The 20,434-nt window shown below is 59.0% G+C and carries 18 protein-coding genes; 11 read left to right on the top strand and 7 right to left on the bottom strand.

The features are described 5' to 3' along the window. Nucleotides 1-204 precede the first annotated feature (204 nt). The 5 genes from ABD827_RS17145 to ABD827_RS17125 all read left to right on the top strand — a co-directional run bounded on the left by ABD827_RS17145 (nucleotide 205) and on the right by ABD827_RS17125 (nucleotide 4,258). The gene (locus tag ABD827_RS17145; RefSeq protein WP_344965906.1) at nucleotides 205-912 is read left to right on the top strand and encodes an FAD-binding oxidoreductase; all 708 of its coding nucleotides are present in this window, start codon (nucleotides 205-207) and stop codon (nucleotides 910-912) included. Further along, on the top strand, nucleotides 867-1,235 hold the full coding sequence (locus ABD827_RS17140) for a hypothetical protein (protein WP_344965905.1): 369 nt from the start codon (nucleotides 867-869) through the stop codon (nucleotides 1,233-1,235). The genes ABD827_RS17145 and ABD827_RS17140 overlap by 46 nt, the downstream gene beginning before the upstream one ends. Continuing rightward, nucleotides 1,232-1,357 carry a BBE domain-containing protein gene (locus ABD827_RS17135; protein WP_344965904.1) on the top strand — a complete coding sequence of 42 codons (126 nt, stop codon included), beginning with the start codon at nucleotides 1,232-1,234 and terminating at the stop codon, nucleotides 1,355-1,357. The genes ABD827_RS17140 and ABD827_RS17135 overlap by 4 nt, the downstream gene beginning before the upstream one ends. A 151-nt stretch (nucleotides 1,358-1,508) precedes the next feature. Then, complete coding sequence (locus ABD827_RS17130; RefSeq protein ID WP_344965903.1) at nucleotides 1,509-2,528, top strand: amino acid ABC transporter substrate-binding protein; 1,020 nt, start codon at nucleotides 1,509-1,511, stop codon at nucleotides 2,526-2,528. 14 nt (nucleotides 2,529-2,542) lie between these two features. Further along, nucleotides 2,543-4,258 (top strand): diguanylate cyclase domain-containing protein, encoded by a 1,716-nt coding sequence (locus ABD827_RS17125; protein ID WP_344965902.1) that lies wholly within the window; start codon nucleotides 2,543-2,545, stop codon nucleotides 4,256-4,258. 42 nt (nucleotides 4,259-4,300) lie between these two features. Here the strand turns inward: ABD827_RS17125 and ABD827_RS17120 are convergent, their stop codons facing one another. Next, complete coding sequence (locus ABD827_RS17120) at nucleotides 4,301-5,806, bottom strand: Na+/H+ antiporter NhaC family protein (RefSeq protein WP_344965901.1); 1,506 nt, start codon at nucleotides 5,804-5,806, stop codon at nucleotides 4,301-4,303. A 414-nt stretch (nucleotides 5,807-6,220) separates the two neighbouring features. Here ABD827_RS17120 and ABD827_RS17115 point away from each other — a divergent pair, with 414 nt between their 5' ends. Continuing rightward, nucleotides 6,221-7,948 (top strand): potassium/proton antiporter, encoded by a 1,728-nt coding sequence (locus ABD827_RS17115; RefSeq protein ID WP_344965900.1) that lies wholly within the window; start codon nucleotides 6,221-6,223, stop codon nucleotides 7,946-7,948. Nucleotides 7,949-7,962: 14 nt separating this feature from the next. On the opposite strand, the gene ABD827_RS17110 is transcribed toward ABD827_RS17115, so the two are convergent. From ABD827_RS17110 to ppnP, 4 genes are all read right to left on the bottom strand, one after another. Beyond that, complete coding sequence (locus ABD827_RS17110; protein ID WP_344965899.1) at nucleotides 7,963-8,376, bottom strand: rhodanese-like domain-containing protein; 414 nt, start codon at nucleotides 8,374-8,376, stop codon at nucleotides 7,963-7,965. Nucleotides 8,377-8,509: 133 nt separating this feature from the next. Beyond that, nucleotides 8,510-8,959, bottom strand: coding sequence for a YtoQ family protein (locus ABD827_RS17105; RefSeq protein WP_344965897.1), 450 nt, complete (start codon nucleotides 8,957-8,959; stop codon nucleotides 8,510-8,512). A gap of 77 nt (nucleotides 8,960-9,036) precedes the next feature. Next, a complete protein-coding gene (locus ABD827_RS17100) occupies nucleotides 9,037-10,131 on the bottom strand; it encodes a PQQ-dependent sugar dehydrogenase (protein ID WP_344965896.1) in 1,095 nt (364 codons plus the stop codon). Nucleotides 10,132-10,221: 90 nt separating this feature from the next. Continuing rightward, nucleotides 10,222-10,536, bottom strand: coding sequence for a pyrimidine/purine nucleoside phosphorylase (gene ppnP / locus ABD827_RS17095; RefSeq protein ID WP_298716301.1), 315 nt, complete (start codon nucleotides 10,534-10,536; stop codon nucleotides 10,222-10,224). A gap of 208 nt (nucleotides 10,537-10,744) precedes the next feature. Here ppnP and ovoA point away from each other — a divergent pair, with 208 nt between their 5' ends. After that, the gene (gene ovoA / locus ABD827_RS17090; protein WP_344965894.1) at nucleotides 10,745-12,859 is read left to right on the top strand and encodes a 5-histidylcysteine sulfoxide synthase; all 2,115 of its coding nucleotides are present in this window, start codon (nucleotides 10,745-10,747) and stop codon (nucleotides 12,857-12,859) included. A 184-nt stretch (nucleotides 12,860-13,043) separates the two neighbouring features. Here ovoA and ABD827_RS17085 read toward each other — a convergent pair whose 3' ends face one another. Then, nucleotides 13,044-14,450 (bottom strand): uracil-xanthine permease family protein, encoded by a 1,407-nt coding sequence (locus tag ABD827_RS17085; RefSeq protein WP_344965893.1) that lies wholly within the window; start codon nucleotides 14,448-14,450, stop codon nucleotides 13,044-13,046. Between the two features lie 352 nt (nucleotides 14,451-14,802). Then, nucleotides 14,803-15,615: a posphoenolpyruvate synthetase regulatory kinase/phosphorylase PpsR gene (gene ppsR, locus ABD827_RS17080; protein WP_344965892.1), complete on the bottom strand. Its 813-nt coding sequence runs from the start codon at nucleotides 15,613-15,615 to the stop codon at nucleotides 14,803-14,805. A 186-nt stretch (nucleotides 15,616-15,801) separates the two neighbouring features. On the opposite strand from ppsR, the gene ppsA reads away from it, so the two are divergent. The 4 genes from ppsA to queE all read left to right on the top strand — a co-directional run bounded on the left by ppsA (nucleotide 15,802) and on the right by queE (nucleotide 20,178). Then, complete coding sequence (gene ppsA, locus ABD827_RS17075; RefSeq protein WP_344966009.1) at nucleotides 15,802-18,180, top strand: phosphoenolpyruvate synthase; 2,379 nt, start codon at nucleotides 15,802-15,804, stop codon at nucleotides 18,178-18,180. Nucleotides 18,181-18,410: 230 nt separating this feature from the next. Continuing rightward, nucleotides 18,411-19,118, top strand: a complete 708-nt coding sequence (gene queC, locus ABD827_RS17070; protein ID WP_344965891.1) for a 7-cyano-7-deazaguanine synthase QueC — start codon at nucleotides 18,411-18,413, stop codon at nucleotides 19,116-19,118. Continuing rightward, nucleotides 19,106-19,462: a 6-carboxytetrahydropterin synthase QueD gene (queD, locus tag ABD827_RS17065; protein ID WP_344965890.1), complete on the top strand. Its 357-nt coding sequence runs from the start codon at nucleotides 19,106-19,108 to the stop codon at nucleotides 19,460-19,462. Before queC ends, queD begins: the two co-directional genes overlap by 13 nt. After that, nucleotides 19,459-20,178 (top strand): 7-carboxy-7-deazaguanine synthase QueE, encoded by a 720-nt coding sequence (gene queE, locus ABD827_RS17060; RefSeq protein WP_344965888.1) that lies wholly within the window; start codon nucleotides 19,459-19,461, stop codon nucleotides 20,176-20,178. The genes queD and queE overlap by 4 nt, the downstream gene beginning before the upstream one ends. Nucleotides 20,179-20,434 lie beyond the last annotated feature (256 nt).

The raw sequence follows: 20,434 nt of genomic DNA, 5'->3' as shown, positions 1-20,434 counted from the left end.
GACGATTAATGTTCTATCCATGCAGTATTTTAGGCTTAGCAGGGCGTCGACCTTCCGTCAACGCGGCTGAAAGCGGGACGCGGGCAGCTAAACTTATCAGCGAGTCAAATCTGGCCGGCGCTTGCTTGGTAAGCGGCGCCGGGTTAGCGGTTACTCGCTTGAAGCCGGCTATTCTGTTGAGTCTGTTATTTCAAGGACACCATCATGACACTTATATCCAAGGATGCCGTTGCCGGCCTGAAAAAGGCGGTGAAGGGCCGAATTGTGCTGCCCGAAGATGCCGATTATCACGAGGTTCGCAAGGTGTGGAACGCCACCATTGACCGTCACCCCAAAGTGATAGTGCGCTGCGCCGAGGCGGAGGATGTGCCACCGGCCCTCGATTTTGCGCGCCGGCACAAGCTGGATATCTCGGTGCGCGGTGCCGGCCACAATATTGCCGGCAATGCGGTGTGCGAGGGCGGCATCATGATCGACATGTCGACCATGACCGGGGTGCAGGTTGATGCGGTCAATAACATAGCTCTGGTGGAGCCGGGTGCCCGGCTGAGCGATGTGGATCTGGCCACCCAGCAGCATGGGCTGGCCACGCCGCTCGGCATCAACTCCACCACCGGCGTGGCCGGTTTGACCCTGGGCGGCGGCTTCGGCTGGCTGACCCGGCAACACGGCATGACGGTAGATAATTTGCTGGCGGTCGAGCTGGTGACCGCCGAGGGAAGTCGCTTCGGGCCAGCGAGCAGGAAAACAGTGATCTGTTTTGGGCGGAGCGCGGGGCGGGCGGTAATTTCGGCATCATTACCCGTTTTGAATACCGGCTGCATGCGGTGGGGCCGGAGATCACCGCCGGGCTGCTGGTGTTTCCCATGGCGCAGGCAACCCAGGTGTTGCAGCAATACCGTGATTACATGAACGGTGCACCCGAACGGCTCAATGTGTGGGTGGTGATGCGCAAGGCGCCGCCGTTGCAGTTTTTTCCCGAGCCGATACACGGGCAGGAAGTGGTGGTACTGGCCATCTTTTACGCCGGGCCGCTGGCCGAGGCCGAGCCGCTGATAGCGCCGCTGCGAGACTTTGGTACCGCCCACGGCGAGCATATTGGCGAGCAGCCTTATGTGCAGTGGCAGCAGGCGTTTGATCCCCTGCTGACGCCGGGAGCCAGAAACTACTGGAGCGCGAGTTTTTCAAGGCCTCGGCGCCGTTTGCTTCTGCCGGTGTTTACATTAACTTCATGACCGAAGAAGAAGGTGAGCGGGTAAAAGCAGCCTATGGCGATAATTATGCGCGGCTGGTGCAGCTGAAGCGCCAGTATGATCCCGACAATTTGTTTCACCTGAATCAGAACATTGCTCCCTGAGCGGGTGTTCGCGGTGGTTGCTCTGCTCGTGAAAGTGCCGCCGGTGTGATGCCGGCGGCACATTTACAACCAATTAAAACTTGCAGCACTCTGGCTGATAATGATGCAATCTGCCACTATAGTCATGCCATTGCTTACAAGGATGTAGTGCATGCTGATGTCATTGCTTGATAAAGGAAAATTGGCGATTTTGCTGTTGGGCCTGTGGTTGCCCGGTTGGGGCGCCAGTGCGGGCACCCTGCAGCAGGCTCTTCAGCATGGCGATATACGTTGTGGCGTGTTTCCGGACGACCCCGGGCGCAGCGCCATCGACAACGAGGGGGTCTGGCGCGGTTTCTACGTGGACTTTTGCCGGGCGACCGCCGCAGCCCTGTTCGGTGATCCGAAGCGGGTGCAGTACATAGAGGTAGACGCCACCACTCGCTTTACCAGCCTGCAGCAGCGCCAGGCCGATGTGGTGATGTACAGCTCCACCTGGACGCTGGGCCGCGAACACCGCTATCAGGTCGCGTTTCCGGCGATTTATCTGTTTGATGGCCAGGGCCTGATGGTCCGTGAGCAGGCCGATATTCACGAATTGGCCGATCTGGCTGGCAAAACCGTCTGTGTAACCGAAAACACCACCACCCACCGTAATCTGGTCAACCTGCTGGCGCGCGAACGGCTCGATGCCCGTATCCTGTTTTCCAACGGCGACAGCTTCTTTCGCGGCCATTGCGATGCCTACAGTGCCGACCGCATCAATCTGGCCATCAACCGCGCTCATCGCGCCGACAATCCCGCCCGTTACCGTATTCTGCCGCTGACCTTCACCCGGGAGCCTATCGGCCCCATGGTCAGAAACGATGACGCCGAATGGTCGCGGGTGATTCGCGCCGTGGTGCATGCGCTGATCCTGGCCGACGAAAAAGGCATTACTCAGGCCGAGGTGGCGGCTTTGCGCGGCAACAGCAGTGATGCAGAGGTTCGCAACCTGCTCGGCGACAGCGGTGACCTTGGCCAGCAATTGGGATTGCCGGCCGACTGGGCCTATCAGGCCATTCGCAGCGTCGGTAATTACAGCGAGATCTATCGGCGGCATTATGGTCCCGACACGGCCATCAATGTGGAACCCGGTCTCAACCAACCCTGGTCGCGGGGCGGCCTGTTGTTTGCGCCGCTGTTTCAGTGAAGGAGCCAACGACCTTGCTGCCCGTTTTTCGCCGCCGGCCTCGTTACAGCATTGGCAGTAAACTGACCCTGATTATCGGTGCCGTGTTCGGCCTCTACCTGCTGTCGGTGACGGTGATCGGTTATGTCATGTACAGCCAGTATCGCGGTTTCAGCACCCTGGCCAGCAGTCACTTTGACCGGGCCATGACCGCCGCCGAGCTGACTCGGGATGCAGAAACCATTGCTGCCGAAGTGTTCGAAATGCTGGTCAGCAGCGAGCGTTCCATCAATGCCGGCAATCGCCGCGCCGAAAATCTGGCCAGCATTTATCAGGCCACCCGTCAGCGTCTGGATGCGGTTGATGCCAGTGATGTAGTGGATGACCAAACCCGGGCCGAGCTGGATCGTTGGCAACAGCCCTTTTTCAGCAGCCTTGAGCGACTGGATACGCGGCTGGCAGCCGAGCAGTCGTTGCAGGCCGCCCACCTGAATCGCATCGATGAACTGTTTCTGTTGCTGCAGCAGTTGCCACCGGTGGCAACGACGGCTTCCTTGCCCGCGGCAGATCAGCGCTTTGTCGGTCATGCCCTGGCGGCCCTGAGTTATGCCGCCGCCGCCCTCAGTGCCGAGCGCCCGGGGCAAATTGCCCGCTTGCACGGTGCTTGCCAGCAACAATTGCAACAGCTGGCGGCCTTGTCGCTGGTCTCTAAAGATTTTATCGAGCTGCGTAAACGATTGAACCGTACCCTGCCGAGTATCTTCACCAGCCGACGTCCCTTGCTTCAACATGGGCGGGCCACCCTGGCCACGGCCAGACAAACCCGGGTGCTGGCGCAAAAACTGACCAGTACCACCTTCAACTATCATTTGCAGTTAAAAGCCGCGGCGCAGCAGGCCATTACCGTTCATCAACGCATGATCCGCCGTTCGCTGTTCGGCCTGCTGCTGGCCTCGCTGGCGCTGATCACCATTACCGTGGGGGCCGTTGTTTATATTCGACGGGCCATAGTGTTGCGTATCAATCGGCTCAGTGCCGCCATGCATGCCCATCAGCAGGGGCATGACGGGCCCATTCCCTGTGAAGGGCACGATGAAATCAGCCTGATGGGCTCGACTTTTGCGGTGTTTGTCGAGGCGCGCCGGCAGGCGGAGCAACAACTGGAGCAGGCCAACCTGCATCTGCAGCAGATGAACGCCGAACTGCACCGGCTGAGCGAGATTGACGAGCTGACCCGGATAGCCAACCGGCGGCGCTTTGATCAGCATATGGCGTCGGTGTGGCGACGGGCACTGCGGGAGCAAAGCCCGCTTGGCCTGATCATGGCAGATATCGACTTCTTCAAGCGGTTCAATGATGAATATGGCCACCAGGCCGGTGACGAGTGCTTGTACCGGGTGGCGCAGGCACTGGCCGGTGAATTGCACCGGGAAGGGGACATGGTGGCCCGTTACGGTGGCGAGGAGTTTATTTTGTTGCTGCCGGGGCTGAGCTTGGCACAGACCGAAAAGCTGGCGCGCCGTTTGCTGCGGGCGGTGCGGAGCCTGCAGATCCCCAATGACCAGGCTGAGGGTCATATGGTGACCATCAGCCTGGGGGGGGCGTCGGTGGTGCCCACCACGCACGATCGCATCGAGTCACTGGTCAGCCGTGCCGATCAGGCCTTGTATGCGGCCAAAAGCCGAGGGCGAAATCGGTTTTGCTCGGCGGTGGCGGATGATCAAAACGTCATGGTTGGTGGCACCACCTGACGACCGGGTCAGTCCCGCCCCGTTTGGGGCGGGAGTTCGCCGTTATGCGGTTTGAACCTGCAGGCGAGCGCGTTGCAGGCGCGACAGCAAGACCACCAGTACCAGTTGGGTGGCGATGGCAGCCAGCAGCACCAACGGGCTTTCTACCCAACCGGCCACCACAAAGCCCGCCAGCGCAATGCCGCCGTTGAGCAGGGCGTAGGGCAGTTGGGTGCGGAAGTGTTCAAACTGATCGCAGCCCGAGCCGGTAGACGACAGTATGGTGGTTTCCGAAATCGGCGAGCAGTGATCGCCGAACAGACCGCCCGAGAGCACGGCGCCGATGCAGGCATACAGCGGGGCGTCAATGGCCACGGCGGTGGGGATCACCAGCGGCATCATGATGGCAAAGGTGCCCCAGGACGAGCCGGTGGCGAAGGAGATCACCGCCGACAGCAAGAAAGCCACCGCCGGTACCAGCCAGGCAGGAAAACCGGCCTGGGCCTGTTCGGCAATGTAGGCGGCGGCGCCCAGATCCTTGCCCACGCTGCTCAGGGTCCAGGCCAGGATCAGCACAATGGCGACCTGCATCATGTTGCCCATGCCCTTGAGGTACACGGCAATGCCATCGGTCACCCGGCGTACGCCATAGCTGGCCATCAGGGTGATCAACGTCATGGCCGCCATGAAATAGGCGGTAGACAGGGCGGCACGAAACACCGAACCCGACACTTTCTCGAACGGAAAGCCCAGCGGCCCTAGCATGGCGATTAACACCCCGGCCATCACCAGCAGTGGCGCCCATACAAACGAGGCCCGGGCGTTGTCGTGACTGAACAGGGCTTGCTGCTCTTGCGGGCCGGCGGCAATTTCACCCCGTTCGGCGGCGCGCTCGGCTTCGGCCATGGGGCCAAAGTCCAGTTTCTTGAAGGCGATCAGCGGCACTATGGCCACCGCCAGCACGGCATAGAACTGGAACGGAATGGCGGCAATAAAGGCTTCCCAGTCGGTCAGCGGCAGCGCAAGGGCGGTAAATTCCTTTTGCAGCAGACCCATGATGTACACGCCCCAGCCGATAAAGGGCACCATAATCGCCACCGGCGAGGCGGTGGAGTCGATGATGAAGGCCAGTTTCTGGCGCGACAGCTTGAGCTTGTCGAACAGCGGCCGAAATACCGGGCCGACGATCAGCGGCGTGCCGAGATCGGAAAAGAAGATGACGATGCCGCCCAGCCAGGCTGCCACCTGGGCCCGGCACTTGGTGCTGACCCAGTGGGTGACCTTGCGGGCAAAGGCCTGGCCGCCACCGGACTGTTCCATCAGCGCCACAAAGCCGCCGATAAATACCAGCAACACCAGTACGCCGGCGTTATAGCTGTCGGTCAACTGACCGACCAGGTGGTCTTTGACCAGAATGCCGAAGTTGTCGAGCGGGTGCAGCCAGTCGTTCAGCATCACCACGCCACTGGCGACACCGGCAAACAGGCCAATCACCACGTTGCGGGTGCCGAGCGACAGCACCAGGGTGATAACGATGGGGATCAACGAGCTGATATGGGGTTGGTCCATTACCGGTTCCTTCCTGAAGGGGTTCGACGCCGAGGGGGCAGGCCCGGCAGACGAAGATGAATAAGTAAATGAAGCGCGGGACTTTAAAGAAGGTCGGTCGCGGCCGCAACCGGATAATGGTTTTTTAATAGTGAAATATGCACAATAGGCGACATTTTAATCTGATAAAGGCTTTTTTTGCCCGTTAAAATTAATCAAATGAGTCCTTTTATGGTGTTTTTATTCACTCGGTGCCGAGCGCAGTGTCACTCTGGGGACGGGGTGTTTGCGCAGTAAATGCACCGATCATGTCACGCGAAGGTTATGTGTATTTTTGAATATATATTTTTTAAAAGTGGCTAAAAACTCATTTATTACCAAACCCCCTGGCTGTGATATAACAGTTACATCTAAAACCCTGTCGGAATTCACTCGTTGGACAATATAGAACACCTTTTTCTGCTGACCGGGGTTTTGCTGTGTTTAAGCGTGCTGGCGACCCTGTTGTCGGCGCGTTCCGGCATCCCCATTCTGCTTATCTTCCTGCTGATCGGCATGCTCGCCGGTGAAAGCGGACCCGGCGGCATCGAGTTTGAAAGCTATTCGATGGCCTATGCCGTCGGCAACCTGGCGCTGGCCATCATACTGCTGGACGGCGGCATGCGCACCCGCATGGAAACCTTTCGGGTGGGGCTGAGGCCGGCGCTGAGTCTCGCCACCCTGGGGGTGGTGATCACCAGCGGCATGACCGGGCTGCTGGCGGTGTATATTCTGGATTTAAGCTGGATGCACGGCCTGCTGCTGGGCTCCATTGTCGGCTCGACCGATGCGGCGGCGGTGTTTTCGCTGCTTAGCGGCAGGGGAATGCACCTTAACCAGCGGGTAGGGGCCTCGCTCGAAATCGAGTCGGGTACCAACGATCCCATGGCCATTTTTCTGACCCTGACCCTGATTGGCCTGATCACCGGCGAGATGCATGGTGCCGGGGATACCCTGCTGTTTCTGCTGACCCAATTCGGCATCGGCGCCATTGCCGGGGTGCTGGGGGGTCTGTTGCTGGTGCAGCTGATCAAGCGGGTGGGGCTGGCCTCGGGTCTGTATCCCATTCTGGTCACCGGTTTTGGCCTGGCCCTGTTTGCGCTGACGGCGCTTTTTGCGGGCAGTGGCTTTTTGGCGGTGTATCTGGCGGGTCTGGTGGTGGGCAATGCCCGCCTGCGCCACATGGAATCGATTTTGCCGGTGTTCGATGGTCTGGCCTGGCTCAGTCAGATTGGACTGTTTCTGGTGCTGGGGCTGCTGATTTCGCCGGCGGACATGTGGGCGATGGCGCTGCCGGCCAGCCTGATTGCGCTGGCGCTGATTTTTATTGCCCGGCCGCTGGCGGTGCTGGTGGCGCTGGTGCCCTTCTTTCGTTTCAATGCCCGCGAGCTCGGCTTTATCTCCTGGGTGGGGCTGCGTGGGGCCGTGCCCATCGTGCTGGCTATTTTTCCGTTGATGGCGGGCATTCCGGAAGGGGCCATGATCTTCAATGTGGCGTTTTTCGTGGTGCTGATCTCCTTGCTGGTGCAGGGCTCTACCCTGCCGCAGATGGCCCGCCTGCTGCAGGTGGAAGTGCCGCCCGAACCCGCGCCCCGGCGCCGTTCCATGCTGGGTATTTTTGAAGAAGACGACTTCGAAATGTTTCTTTATACCGTCAGCAGCGAGTCGATAGACGGTGTGGTGGTGCGTAAGCTGACCTTTCCGCCGCACTGTAGGGTGGCGGCGGTGTTCAGAGGCGAAAACCTGCTGCCGGCTTCGGGCAGCACCCGGCTGGCGCTGAACGATGTGCTCTGTGTCATCGGGCGCAGCAATCACCTCAAGACCCTGAACAACATGTTTGGTGGTGATCTGGATGCGGCGCGCAGCAAGGCGCGCGCCTTCTTTGGCGACTTCATTCTGGATGCGAATGCCCGCATGGGGGACGTGGCGCTGATGTATGGCGTGGACGTGGACGAAAGCGAAGCCGGTTTAAACCTGGGTGAGTTCATGCTGGTCCACAGCAACGGCCACCCGGTAGTGGGGGATCACTTTGTGCGTTACGACATGGTGTGGACCGTGGCCGATGTGGACGGCGATCAGGTGCTCAAGGTGGGCTTGCGCGAGCATGAAATAGACAATGTCTGAGGTGGTTGCCGGCGTCAGTTCTCTGCCGGGGTTACCGTGTGCGAGGCGGGTGCCAGCGTGAGGCGCTCGGCCTGAACAGGTGTCGCCTCGGGCGCCATGTATCGGCCGGGTAACCCGTCGGCTGCAAGATCATCAAAGCCGCCTTTGGCGCTTACCTGCCGATAACCCAGTGTCTGTAATGCTTCGCTGGCCTGCTGCGCGCGGTTACCGCCACTGTCATACAGGTTCAGGGGGGTGTTTTTGTCCGGGTAGCGGGTGCTGACGTCCCGGGCAATACGGGTATGGGGAATATGAATGGCCTCTGCCAGGTGTTGCCGGGCGTACTCTTCGGGGCTGCTCACATCTATCCATACCGGCTCGGCGGCCAGCAGCGGCAGCGCCAGGCCCAGCAACAGACTCGGCAAGAGTAGGGTGACTCGGTTATTCATGGGGTAAATACCTCTGTTTCAATCACGGCAAGTGTAAAACAGAAGTGGTCGGTACATGGGGGTGGAAAGGGCCGTAGCCGACAGAACCCGGCACAGCGAAAAGAAATCCCCCGCAAGCGCGGGGGATGAGTCATCAAGACAGCAGGTAAGACAGAATTTCCACTACCTGTTCCGGGTGGCGACAGGTGGCCTTGGCGGCCTCGTCCACTTCTTTCAGGGCGTGGTCGTGCTCGGCATCGTGCAGGGTGATGATGGGCTTGCCGGACGCGACGGCAAAACCGGCGTCAAAGGCGGCATTCCACTGCTTGTATTTGGGTCCGAAACGAACCACCACCATATCGGCCTGCTTGATGTGGGTCGAGGTGCGAATGCTGTTGATGCCGGAGGCCTTGCGGTCACGCCAGAAGTTATCTTCTTCGGCGCCCAGAATATTCACGCCCACCATGTCGCTGGTGTCGTGATCGGTAACAGCCGAGTTGAACTCGACGGCCAGACCCTGGGCCTTGGCACCCTCGATAATACGCTCACGCCAGTCGCTGTGGATTTCGCCGGACAGATACACGTTCCAGATTTTCTGACTCATTATGTATTCCTTTTTGTTCACAAAGGTAATTTAAATAAAATACAGTTGTTAAAGGTTAACGCATTTTTACGCTAAAATCAGCCCTCGGGTGATGCCGGTGCCACCAGCTTGAGCAATTTGCCGTTGCTTGCATCGGTGAGTACATAGATGCCCCCATCACGGGCCTGTACCAGGGTACGAATCCGGCTGCCAAGTTCATCCAACAGATGTTGTTCCTGAGTGACCTGCTCGCCGTCCAGCGTGAGCCGCACCAGCTTGCGGGCCTTGAGGGCGCCGATAAAGAGCGAGTCCTGCCATTGGGGGAACTGGCTGCCGGTATAGAACAGCATGCCTGAAGGGGCGATGGAGGGCACCCAGACCCAGATTGGATCTTCCATATCCGGATGGTGGCTGCCCTGGCCGATGGCGCCGCCGCTGTATTCCTGGCCGAAGGTCACCACCGGCCAGCCGTAGTTGGCTCCGGGCTTGATGATGTTCACCTCATCGCCCCCGCGCGGACCATGTTCCTGCGCCCAGAGCACGCCGCTCTGCGGATGAATGGCGGCACCCTGTATGTTGCGATGGCCATAGCTCCAGACGGCGGGCAGGGCATAGCGGCGCTCGACGAACGGATTGTCTTTGGGCACTCGACCGTCGTCGTGCAGGCGAATGATCTTGCCCAGATGATTGTCGAGCTGTTGGGCCATGTCCCGCGAGTGATAACGCTCGCCGGTGGTAATGAACAGATAACCCTGGGGGTCGAAGGCCAGGCGCGAGCCGAAATGGGCGCCACCCGAGGTTTTGGGATATTGCTCGAAGATGCTTTGGGTGTCGATCAAGCGGTTGCCGGTCAATTTGGCCCGCGCCACGGCGGTGCCGGCACCCCCGGGACCTGGCTGACTGTAACTGAAGTACAGCCAGAGGTTGTCGGTAAAGTCAGGATGCAATGCCAGGTCGAGCAAGCCGCCCTGGCCACCGGCTTTGATGTCGGGCAGGCCGTCGATGGTGGTCCGGCTGCCATCGGCATTCAGGCGCAGCAAGCGGCCCCGGCGCTCGCCGATCAGCAGCTCGCCATTGGGCAGCTCAACCAGTCCCCAGGGGTGGTGCAGGCCGTCGGCCAGGGTTTCAATACGGTATTCGGCGGCGGTCAGCGGCGTGGCCAGCAGACCCAGTAACAGCAATAGCGTGCGCATAAGGTTCTCCCCTTCAATGACGGGATAACTATAGCGGGATTGGGGAGGGGAGACACTCTGCCCCTAAAGGCAGAGTGCTTGGCTGAAATCTTACTCGAAGTAGGAGCAGCAGTAATCCACCAGGCTGTGGATCTTGAGCTTGAAGATGGCGTTGGCCGGTACGTTGAACGACTCGCCGCCCTTGATGGCCTGCCAGCTGTCGCTGCCCGGCAGTTGTACTTCCAGCTCGCCGGCGAGAATTTCCATCAGCTCGGCGGCGGCGGTGTCGAAGGTGTACTCGCCCGGCAGCATGATACCCAGCGTCTTGCGGCTGCCATCGGCAAATTTGACCACCCGGCTGGTGACTTTGCCGCCGTCGTAGACATTGGCTTTCTTGATGACGGTGACGTTGTCGAATTGAGTCATGATACTTCCTGTAATGATGAAAAAAACGGGGCCACGTTTATAGCACAGGGGCAGCGCTTTGAAACCGATTTTTTGTCGGTGCGGGCGACGGCCTTGCTGGTGGAAAGACAGGTCAGGGTTGTCGGGTCTAGTGTCTGTCCGATAATGTGGCCAGGCGTTACCGTATCGCCATACCAACAACAAAAACAGACATCAATCAGGGAAGGCTATGGAAACATTAACAGAGGTGGTGAGCAAAACCCCGTTATTGACCGGCGGCTCGGCCGAGCAAAAGCGGGAAGAAATTCGGCATTACTTTCATCAGACTTATACGCTGTACGAGAGCCTGTTCGATTGCATCAACAGCGACGAGGCCTATTACCTGCGGCCAGAGCCACTGCGGCACCCGCTGATCTTCTACTTTGGTCATACCGCGGTGTTTTTCATCAACAAGCTGCTGTTGGGTAAATTTCAGGACGGCCGGCTGAACGAGCGGCTGGAGTCGATGTTTGCCATCGGGGTGGACGAAATGTCCTGGGACGATTTGAACAGCGCTCATTATGACTGGCCCACGGTGGCCGAAACCCGTGCCTACCGTGCTCGAGTGCGAGAGGTGGTCGACCGGCTGATCAGCGAGATGCCGCTGACCCTGCCCATTACCCAGGATTCACCGGCCTGGATCGTGCTGATGGGTATAGAGCATGAACGCATTCATCTCGAGACCTCGTCGGTGATCATGCGCATGTTGCCGTTGTCCTACCTGAATGCGCAGCCGTTGTGGGCCGCCTGTGCCGAGTCTGGCCCGGCGCCGCAAAACAGTTTGCTGCCGGTGGCGGGCGAGACCCTGACCCTCGGTAAACCGGCGGCGGCGGCCACCTATGGCTGGGACAACGAATACGGCCAAAAGGCCGTCGCGGTACCCTCGTTCAAGGTGGCGAAACACCTGGTCTCCAATGGCGAATTTCTGGCTTTCGTGAACGCAGGCGGCTATGGCGAACCTCGATTCTGGACCGAAGAGGGCCGGAGTTGGCTGTCCTATACCGGAGCCACAATGCCGCGGTTCTGGTCGCACCGTAACGGCGAATATGTGCAGCGTAACCTGTTGCAGGAAATGCCGCTGCCGCTGGACTGGCCGGTGGAGGTGAATTACCTGGAAGCCAAGGCCTTCTGCAACTGGAAGGCCGAGCAGAGCGGCAGCCACATACGACTGCCGACCGAGGCGGAATGGACCTTGCTGCGCAACCGGCTGGAGGCGGATCAGCCCGACTGGGAAACAGCCCCCGGCAATATCAACCTGGAGCATTTCGCCTCGTCCTGCCCGGTGAACCGCTTCGAACATGAGGGCCTGTTCGATGTGGTGGGCAACGTTTGGCAATGGACCGAAACGCCGATAGACGGCTTTCCCGGCTTTGACGTGCATCCGCTCTATGACGACTTTTCTACCCCGACCTTCGACGGCCGCCATAACCTGTTCAAGGGCGGATCCTGGATCTCGACCGGTAACGAGGCGACCCGTTATTCCCGCTATGCCTTTCGCCGGCATTTCTTTCAGCATGCGGGCTTTAGATACATTGAATCCGATAGCGCAGAGGTACCCGTGGAACCTGTAAATACCTATGAAACCGACGCTTTGGTGGCCCAGTACCTGGAGTTTCACTATGGCGATCACTATTTTAATGTGCCCAACTATCCGGTGGCCTGTGTACAGGCGCTGATGGCGCTGGCGCCGAGTCTCAACCGGGGCCGGGCGCTGGATCTGGGCTGCTCGGTGGGGCGCGCCAGTTTCGAACTGGCCCGTCATTTCGCCCAGGTGGATGGCATCGATTTTTCTGCCCGCTTTATTCAGCACGGTTTTCAGCTCAAGGAAAGCGGTCAGACCCGTTTTGCCATTCCTACCGAAGGCGAGCTGGTGGAGTTCAAGGAAACCAGCCTCGAGGAGCTGGGCTATGCCGGCCTGGCCGACAGAATTGATTTTGTGCAGGGCGATGCCTGTAACCTCAAGCCGCGTTTCACCGGTTATGATCTGGTTTTCTGTGGCAACCTCATCGACCGGCTCTACGATCCGGCGCTGTTTTTGAGTCAGGTACACGAGCGGCTGAATGCCGGCGGTTACCTGGTGCTGACCTCGCCCTATACCTGGCTGGAAGACTACACCCCCAAGGCCAAGTGGCTGGGCGGCATCAAGGTCAACGGCGAGAACTTCACCACTCTGGATGGCCTGAAAGCCGCGCTGATGGAACGCTTCGAGCTGGTGGGGCAGCAGGATATTCCCTTCGTGATCCGCGAAACCCGCCGCAAGTTTCAGCATACCCTGGCCGAGATGACGGTGTGGCAGCTGAAATAAGCTGACTCTGCAGCCCTGACGCCCGGCACCAGATGTACGGCTGGGCGTAGGGTCGAATTTATTCGACCAGAGGGAGAGGCAGTTCGGTGCCTCAGCCACAAAAAAAGCCGGTCTTGCGACCGGCTTTTCTGGGCGTTATACCCGAGTGCTATGGATTTTCATCCTTGCCATTCGGCTTACCCTTTCAATTGCTGGCTTCCATCTTCATGTTGCCATCACAGGGCTCGCTCTCGGTGTCACCGTTCATTTCCCGCTCAATCTGTTCACGCTCACGCGCTTCGTCTTTCAGCGACTTCTTAGGCAGAACCATGTTCAGGGTAAAGGCGACGGTCGCGGCCACGATAACCGGTGAGCCGATCAGCATGCGAGCGGTGTCGGGCAGCAGGGCAATGGCTTCGGGTACCGTGTTGATACCCATGGCCAGCGCTACCGACAGGGCGGCGATGGTGATGTTGCGGGAAGACAGTTCGTCTTTCACCAGCAGCTGAATACCGGTCATGGTGATCATGCCGAACACTATGATGGTGGCACCACCCAGAACCGGGTAGGGGATGGTGGTCATGGCGGCGCCAAACTTGGGCAGCAGACCGGCCAGAATCAGGAACACGGCGGCAATACCCAGCACATAGCGGCTGATGACCTTGGTCATGGCCACAATGCCCACGTTCTGACTGAACGAGGCGGTCGGCAGGCCACCGAAGAGGGCGCCCACCAGGGTGCACAGACCATTACCCAGCAGGCCACCGGACAGCTCGTGGTCTTTCATTTCGCGACCCATGCCGCCGATGGCGGTGGCTGACAGGTCACCGATGGTCTGTACCGAGTTGACGATACAAATAACCACCATGGAGATGACGGCAGAAGTATGGAACTCGATGCCCATGGCAAAGGGAGTCGGAATCATCACCCAGGGCGCGTCGGCCAGACGGGTAAAGTCGACCATGCCAAAGAAGAACGACAGGGTATAACCCACCAGAATACCGACAATAATGGCGGCCAGGCGGAAATAACCTTTGGCAAATTGTGAACAACACAGCACCACGGCCAGGGTGGTCAGACCCACCAGCCAGTTCTGGCCGCTGCCGAAGCCTTCGGCGGCGGTGTTACCGCTGCCGGCCATGTATTTGATGGCGATGTCATACAAGGACAAACCGATAACCAGTACCACGGTGCCGGCCACCACGGGCGGGAACAGATGACGTATCTGCTTGATGAAGATACCAACGATAATCATGGCGATACCGCCGGCAATCTGGGCACCCAGAATACCGGGAATGCCGTAGACACTGCCGATGGCAATCAGGCTGGGCACATAGGCGAAACCCACGCCGAAGATGGTCGGCATGCCGGCACCGAGACGGCCGACCGGGTAAAGTTGCAGCAGGGTGGACACACCGGAGAAAAACAGGGCTATCTGTACCAGCAGCATGGTTTCCTGGGCGGTGGCACCGGCTACGCCGGCCACGATGAGTGGGGGCGTGACGGCGCCCATGATCATTGCCAGTATGTGCTGGAACGAGAGCGGCAGCGCCTTACCGAAAGAGGGCTTGCCGTAGTAATCGAATACTGACTTGCTTTGATTGTGTTTCATTGCATAAGTCCTGAGTGTTTCTCAAGTAGGTTTTTGCTACCTTCTCACGCTGTTATTGTTGTTGTGCGAGAGCAGCTTGCATCACCGGTATCGACAGTATGCCGCCGGTAGCCCTGTTGAACACCTGGTTGTGTACATGGTTGCGTTTCGCCATCGAATACAAGCGTCACACACCATTCTGAACACAACCGGGTATCCACCTTCATAACCGAAGCTATGTTCTACGCCGTGCTGAGTTAAACTCTAGGTGCAATGTATACATTTTTGTAAACACCAAATCAACATTTTGTTTGTTTTTGTGCGCAATGCCGGGGAGCAGATCTCAGTTTTATGAAGTTTTTATTGTATTCAATCAATAAATGCGGCGGCGGATCCCGGTACGTTCCAGGATTTTGACCGAGATCTCTTCCACCGAGTGATAGGTGGTGTCGATAAAGGGGATGGCTTCCATGCGGAACATGCGCTCTACCTGATCCAGTTCGTAACGACACTGCTCGGCGGCGGAGTAGCGGCTGTCGGCTCGACGGCGCTGGCGGATTTCCTGCAGCCGGCCGGCGTCGATGGTCAATCCGAACAGTTTGTGACGGTTTCTTTTGAGTGCCGGGGGCAGATTCAGCCGACTCATGTCCTGATCGATAAAGGGGTAATTGGCGACCCGAATACCGAATTGCAGGGCCAGATACAGGCTGGTCGGGGTCTTGCCGCAGCGGGATACGCCAACGAGGATGATATCGGCTTCGTCATATTCCTTGGTGGTGACGCCGTCGTCGTTATCGAGCGCGTAGTTTACCGCATCGATACGCGAATCGTAATGTTTCTTGTTATCTATGCTGTGGGTGCGGTGAGTCCGGGGCTCGGCCTTGACACCGAGTTGTTGCTCGATGGGAGCCACGAAGGTGTTGAGAAAGTCGTAACACATGGCATCGCTGCTGGTGATGATGTTGCGCAGGGTATTGTCGACAATGGTGTGAAATACCAGGGGCTGCTTGCCGCTTTGATGATAACTGTCGTTGATTTTGGCTTTTACCGCCCGGGCCTTGCCTTCATCTTCCACAAAGGGGATGGTAAATTGCTCGAAAGGCAGGGGGAACTGGCTCAGTACTGCATGGCCGAATACTTCGGCTGTGATCGCCGTCCCATCAGAAACATAAAAAACCGTGTGCATGGGACCTCCAGATCTCACTTTTGGGTATTGGCGCAGGTTAAACGTTTACCCGCTTTTTGACGCCATTGTAGAATCATTCGGTGTCAAGGCCCAGCCGCACCATAAAATAATCAGGGCTCTGCATGAATACACACGATGCAGAGCGAAATACGCACCCCCAAGAACATTTTTGTTGGAGACGTGGCAGTGAAGGAATATGTGATTTGGTACCAACAGCTCGGTATGCACGATGTAGATCGGGTAGGCGGAAAAAATGCCTCTCTGGGCGAGATGATTAGCCAGCTGTCCGGAGCCGGAGTGTCGGTTCCCGGCGGTTTCGCCACCACCGCCTTCGCCTTTAACGAGTTTCTGGAGCAGAGCGGACTCAACGCAAAAATTCATGACCTGCTGGATACCCTGGACGTGGACAATATCCAGGCCCTGGGTGATGCCGGCAACACCATTCGTCAGTGGGTAATCGATACGCCTTTTCAGCCCGAGCTGGAAGCGGCCATTGCCGGTGCCTATCACGAGCTGACCGGCCAGGCCGGCGATCAGGCCTCCTTTGCGGTGCGCTCTTCCGCCACCGCCGAAGATATGCCCGACGCCTCTTTTGCCGGCCAGCAGGAAACCTTCCTCAACGTACGTGGCCTGGACGCCGTGATGGTGGCCATCAAGCACGTATTTGCCTCCCTGTTTAACGACAGAGCCATTTCCTACCGGGTTCATCAGGGCTACGACCATCGCGGCGTGGCGTTGTCGGCCGGCATTCAGCGCATGGTGCGTTCCGACATCGCCGCTTCCGGCGTCATGTTTACCCTGGACACCGAGTCCGGCTTCGATCAGGTGGTGTTCATTACTTCCTCTGTCGGTCTGGGCGAAATGGTGGTGCAGGGCGCGGTCAACCCGGATGAATTCTATGTGCACAAACCGACCCTCAAGGCCGGTCGCCCGGCGGTGGTGCGCAAGACCCTGGGTTCCAAGCTGCAGAAGATGATCTACGCCGATGGTGTAGAGCTCGGCAAGCAGGTGGAGATCAAGGAAACCAGCCGCGAAGAGCGCCGCCATTTCTCGCTGACCAACATTGAGGTGATGGAGCTGGCCAAACAGGCGGTGATTATCGAAAAACACTACGGCCGCCCGATGGACATCGAGTGGGCCAAAGACGGTATCGACGGCCAGCTGTACATAGTACAGGCTCGTCCCGAAACCGTGCGCAGCCGCCAGGATGCCAATGTACTGGAGCGTTTTGCCCTCAACGAAACGGGCAAGGTTATCGCCGAAGGCCGCTCCATTGGCCACAAGATCGGTGCCGGCACCGCCAAGGTGATTGCCTCTATCGAACAAATGGACGACATCAAGCCCGGTGACGTGCTGGTGACCGACATGACCGATCCGGACTGGGAGCCGATCATGAAGCGGGCCGCCGCCATCGTGACCAATCGCGGTGGCCGTACCTGTCACGCGGCCATTATTGCCCGCGAGCTGGGCATTCCGGCGGTGGTCGGTTGTGGTGACGCCACCCAGCGTATTCAGGATGGTCAGCAAGTGACCGTGTCCTGCGCCGAGGGCGATACCGGCTTTATCTACGACGGTCAGCTCGAGTTCAAGGTCAACACCTCCGAAGTCGGCTCCATGCCGGTGTCGCCGGTGAAGGTGATGATGAACGTGGGTAACCCGGACCGGGCCTTCGACTTTGCTCAGCTGCCCAATGCCGGTGTGGGTCTGGCACGACTGGAGTTCATTATCAATCGCATGATTGGTGTGCACCCCAAGGCGCTGCTGAATTACGACACCCAGAGCCCCGAGCTGAAGCTGAAGATCGACGAAGTCATCGCCGGCTACGAGAGTCCGCGCGAGTTCTTCGTGGCCAAGCTGGCCGAAGGGATCTCTACCCTGGCGTCCGCTTTCTGGCCGGAGCGGGTGATTGTGCGCATGTCCGACTTCAAGTCGAACGAGTATGCCAACCTGATGGGCGGTGACGCCTATGAGCCGGATGAAGAAAACCCCATGCTGGGTTTCCGGGGCGCCTCTCGCTATATCTCCGAAGACTTCCGCGACTGTTTCGCCATGGAGTGCGAGGCGATGAAGCGGGTGCGCAACGACATGGGTCTGACCAACGTCGAAATCATGATCCCCTTCGTGCGCACCCTGACCGAAGCGGCTTCCGTTATCGACATTCTGGCGGAAAACGGCCTCAAGCGTGGCGAAGCCGGCCTCAAGGTGATCATGATGTGCGAACTGCCTTCCAACGCGCTGTTGGCGGACAAGTTCCTGGCCTACTTCGACGGCTTCTCCATCGGCTCCAACGACATGACCCAGCTCACCCTGGGACTGGATCGGGACTCGGGACTGGTGGCCGGCTCGTTCGACGAGCGGGACGAGGCGGTGAAGGCACTGCTGTCGATGGCCATTCAGGCGGCACGCAAGGCCGGCAAGTACGTGGGTATCTGCGGCCAGGGGCCGTCGGATCATGCCGACTTCGCCGCCTGGCTGGTGGAGCAGGGTATCGACTCGGTCTCGCTCAACCCGGACACGGTGATCGACACCTGGTTGTATCTGGCCGAGCACTCGGTAAGCAAATAAGCTTACCCGGTAAAAATGTTAAAGGGCGCTTCGGCGCCCTTTTCTGTGACAGGGAATAGGGATTAGGGACTTGGGATTAGGTCGTGTGTGTATCATGTCCCCATTCCCCATTCCCCATTCCCCATTCCCCATTCCCCATTCCCCAGTCTTGCGCTTCTCGCCCACGGCGTTAAAATGCACCCCGCTTTTACTCCCGGTCGCAGCCTACCCGGACAAAACAAGGACACAATATGAAAGCATTACTGATCTGCTCCGGCGGATTCGACTCCGTGACCCTGGCTTATCGGCTGGCGGCGGAGCAATCCCTCGGTGCTCTGCTGACCTTCGATTATGGTCAGCGCCACAAGAAAGAAATCGATGCCGCCCGCCTGTGCGCCGAGCGACTCGGAGTACCGCATCTGGTGATGGACATCGGTCACATCGGCCGTCAGCTGTCCGGCTCGGCACTGACCGACGACATCGACGTGCCCCACGGCCACTACAGCGAAGAAAACATGAAACTGACGGTGGTGCCCAATCGCAACGCCATCATGCTCACCATCGCTTTCGGCGTGGCCGCCGCCCGTGGTCTGGACACGGTGGCACTGGCGGTACACGGCGGTGATCACTTCATCTATCCCGACTGTCGACCCGACTTTATTCGCCTGTTTGGCGAAATGCAGGCCCGGGCGCTGGACGGCGTGGCCGAAGTGGCCCTGTTCGCCCCCTACGTAGACAGTGACAAGACCGACATCGCCCGCGATGCGGCGCGCTTTACGGTACCGGTGGCCGACACCTGGTCCTGCTACGAAGGCGACGAACTTCACTGCGGTCGCTGTGGCACCTGCGTGGAGCGTATCGAAGCCATGACCCTGGCCGGGGTGGAAGATCCGACTCCCTATCTGGATAAAGAGTATTGGCTCGAGGCCGTGGCGAGGGTGGAAAAATGTACACCATAAAGAAAGAGTTTCACTTTTCCGCCTCCCACCAGCTGCACCAGATGCCGGACTGGCATCCCTGTGCCCGGCTGCACGGCCACAACTACGTGGTGGTGATTGAGCTGCAGAGCGAGGGGCTGGATCAATACGGCTTTGTGCGGGATTACCTTGAGCTGAAGGCGTTCAAGGACTACATCGATGACAAGCTCGATCACCGCCATCTCAACGAGGTGCTGGGCGACGAGTGCACCACCGCCGAACGGCTGGCCCGTCACCTGTTCGACTGGGCCCGGGTCCGCTGGCCGGAAGTAAGCGCGGTGGCGGTATCGGAAACCCCCAAAACCTGGGCGGAGTACCGGCCATGAGCATCGCCATCAGCGAGATCTTCGGCCCCACCATTCAGGGTGAAGGGGCGCTTATCGGCGTGCCGACCCTGTTTGTGCGTACCGGCGGCTGCGACTTTCGTTGCAGCTGGTGCGACACCCTCTATGCGGTAGAGCCGCGCTTCAAGGCCGACTGGGCACCGATGAGCGCCGAGGCCATTATGGCCGAGGTGAAGCAATTGAGTGGTGGCCAGCCGCTGCTGGTGACCCTGTCTGGCGGCAATCCGGCGCTGCAACCGCTGACCGAGCTGCTGGAACAGGGCCATGCCGAGGGCTACACCTTCGCCATGGAAACCCAGGGCAGCAAGGTGCAAGACTGGTTTGCGCTGCTCGATCATCTGACCCTCAGCCCCAAGCCGCCGTCGTCCGGCATGGCTTTCAACCGCAGCCGATTCGAGGCCAGCCTGGCTGCCGCCGGCGAGCAGACGCGAGTCAGCCTGAAGCTGGTGATCGCCGACGAGGCCGATTATCAATGGGCGAGGGCCGTGGCCGCCGATTATCCGCAACTGCCGCTGACCCTGCAGCCGTGCAATCCGAGCCCGGCTACCCCCGAGCAGCCGGATCTGGAAACCGACACCGCGTCGCTTAATGCCCGCCTGCGCTGGCTGGTGGACAAGGTGACCGCCGATCGCTGGTTCAACGCCCGGGTACTGCCCCAACTGCACGTACTGATCTGGAATAACGAACGCGGGGTGTAGCGCTCCGCCCCCTGTTTTCAATTCTGCTGGATCTGTAGTGTGAAAGAGGCAACAGGGTTGCCTCTTCCGACACGCTTCAGGTACGTCTCTGTAACGCTCAGCACATGACATCCTGTCATGTGACGGTCGGCAGAGGCAATCCCTGTTACCTCTTCTCTATGCCGCAGTCGCCTGATGGAAACACAGGAGATGCCGGAGCTTTAAGGGAGGAAAAAGGGTCAGCTCTGCTAACCCGAGGCACCCTGGTTGCCTGTTG

Source organism: Oceanisphaera sediminis, from assembly GCF_039539745.1.
Taxonomy (GTDB): domain Bacteria; phylum Pseudomonadota; class Gammaproteobacteria; order Enterobacterales; family Aeromonadaceae; genus Oceanimonas; species Oceanimonas sediminis.
The sequence above is the reverse complement of the archived record's forward strand: the minus strand, read 5'-3'. Positions and strand labels throughout refer to the sequence as shown.

Coding starts and splice junctions, on each gene's coding strand:
- ABD827_RS17105 (WP_344965897.1), bottom strand. CDS start 8,959: ATGAGTCAGAAAATCTGGAACGTGTATCTGTCCGGCGAAATCCACAGC.
- ABD827_RS17130 (WP_344965903.1), top strand. CDS start 1,509: ATGCTGATGTCATTGCTTGATAAAGGAAAATTGGCGATTTTGCTGTTG.
- queC (WP_344965891.1), top strand. CDS start 18,411: ATGAAAGCATTACTGATCTGCTCCGGCGGATTCGACTCCGTGACCCTG.
- ABD827_RS17085 (WP_344965893.1), bottom strand. CDS start 14,450: ATGAAACACAATCAAAGCAAGTCAGTATTCGATTACTACGGCAAGCCC.
- ABD827_RS17135 (WP_344965904.1), top strand. CDS start 1,232: ATGACCGAAGAAGAAGGTGAGCGGGTAAAAGCAGCCTATGGCGATAAT.
- ABD827_RS17140 (WP_344965905.1), top strand. CDS start 867: ATGGCGCAGGCAACCCAGGTGTTGCAGCAATACCGTGATTACATGAAC.
- ABD827_RS17110 (WP_344965899.1), bottom strand. CDS start 8,376: ATGAATAACCGAGTCACCCTACTCTTGCCGAGTCTGTTGCTGGGCCTG.
- ovoA (WP_344965894.1), top strand. CDS start 10,745: ATGGAAACATTAACAGAGGTGGTGAGCAAAACCCCGTTATTGACCGGC.
- ABD827_RS17145 (WP_344965906.1), top strand. CDS start 205: ATGACACTTATATCCAAGGATGCCGTTGCCGGCCTGAAAAAGGCGGTG.
- ABD827_RS17100 (WP_344965896.1), bottom strand. CDS start 10,131: ATGCGCACGCTATTGCTGTTACTGGGTCTGCTGGCCACGCCGCTGACC.
- ABD827_RS17120 (WP_344965901.1), bottom strand. CDS start 5,806: ATGGACCAACCCCATATCAGCTCGTTGATCCCCATCGTTATCACCCTG.
- ppnP (WP_298716301.1), bottom strand. CDS start 10,536: ATGACTCAATTCGACAACGTCACCGTCATCAAGAAAGCCAATGTCTAC.
- queD (WP_344965890.1), top strand. CDS start 19,106: ATGTACACCATAAAGAAAGAGTTTCACTTTTCCGCCTCCCACCAGCTG.
- queE (WP_344965888.1), top strand. CDS start 19,459: ATGAGCATCGCCATCAGCGAGATCTTCGGCCCCACCATTCAGGGTGAA.
- ppsR (WP_344965892.1), bottom strand. CDS start 15,615: ATGCACACGGTTTTTTATGTTTCTGATGGGACGGCGATCACAGCCGAA.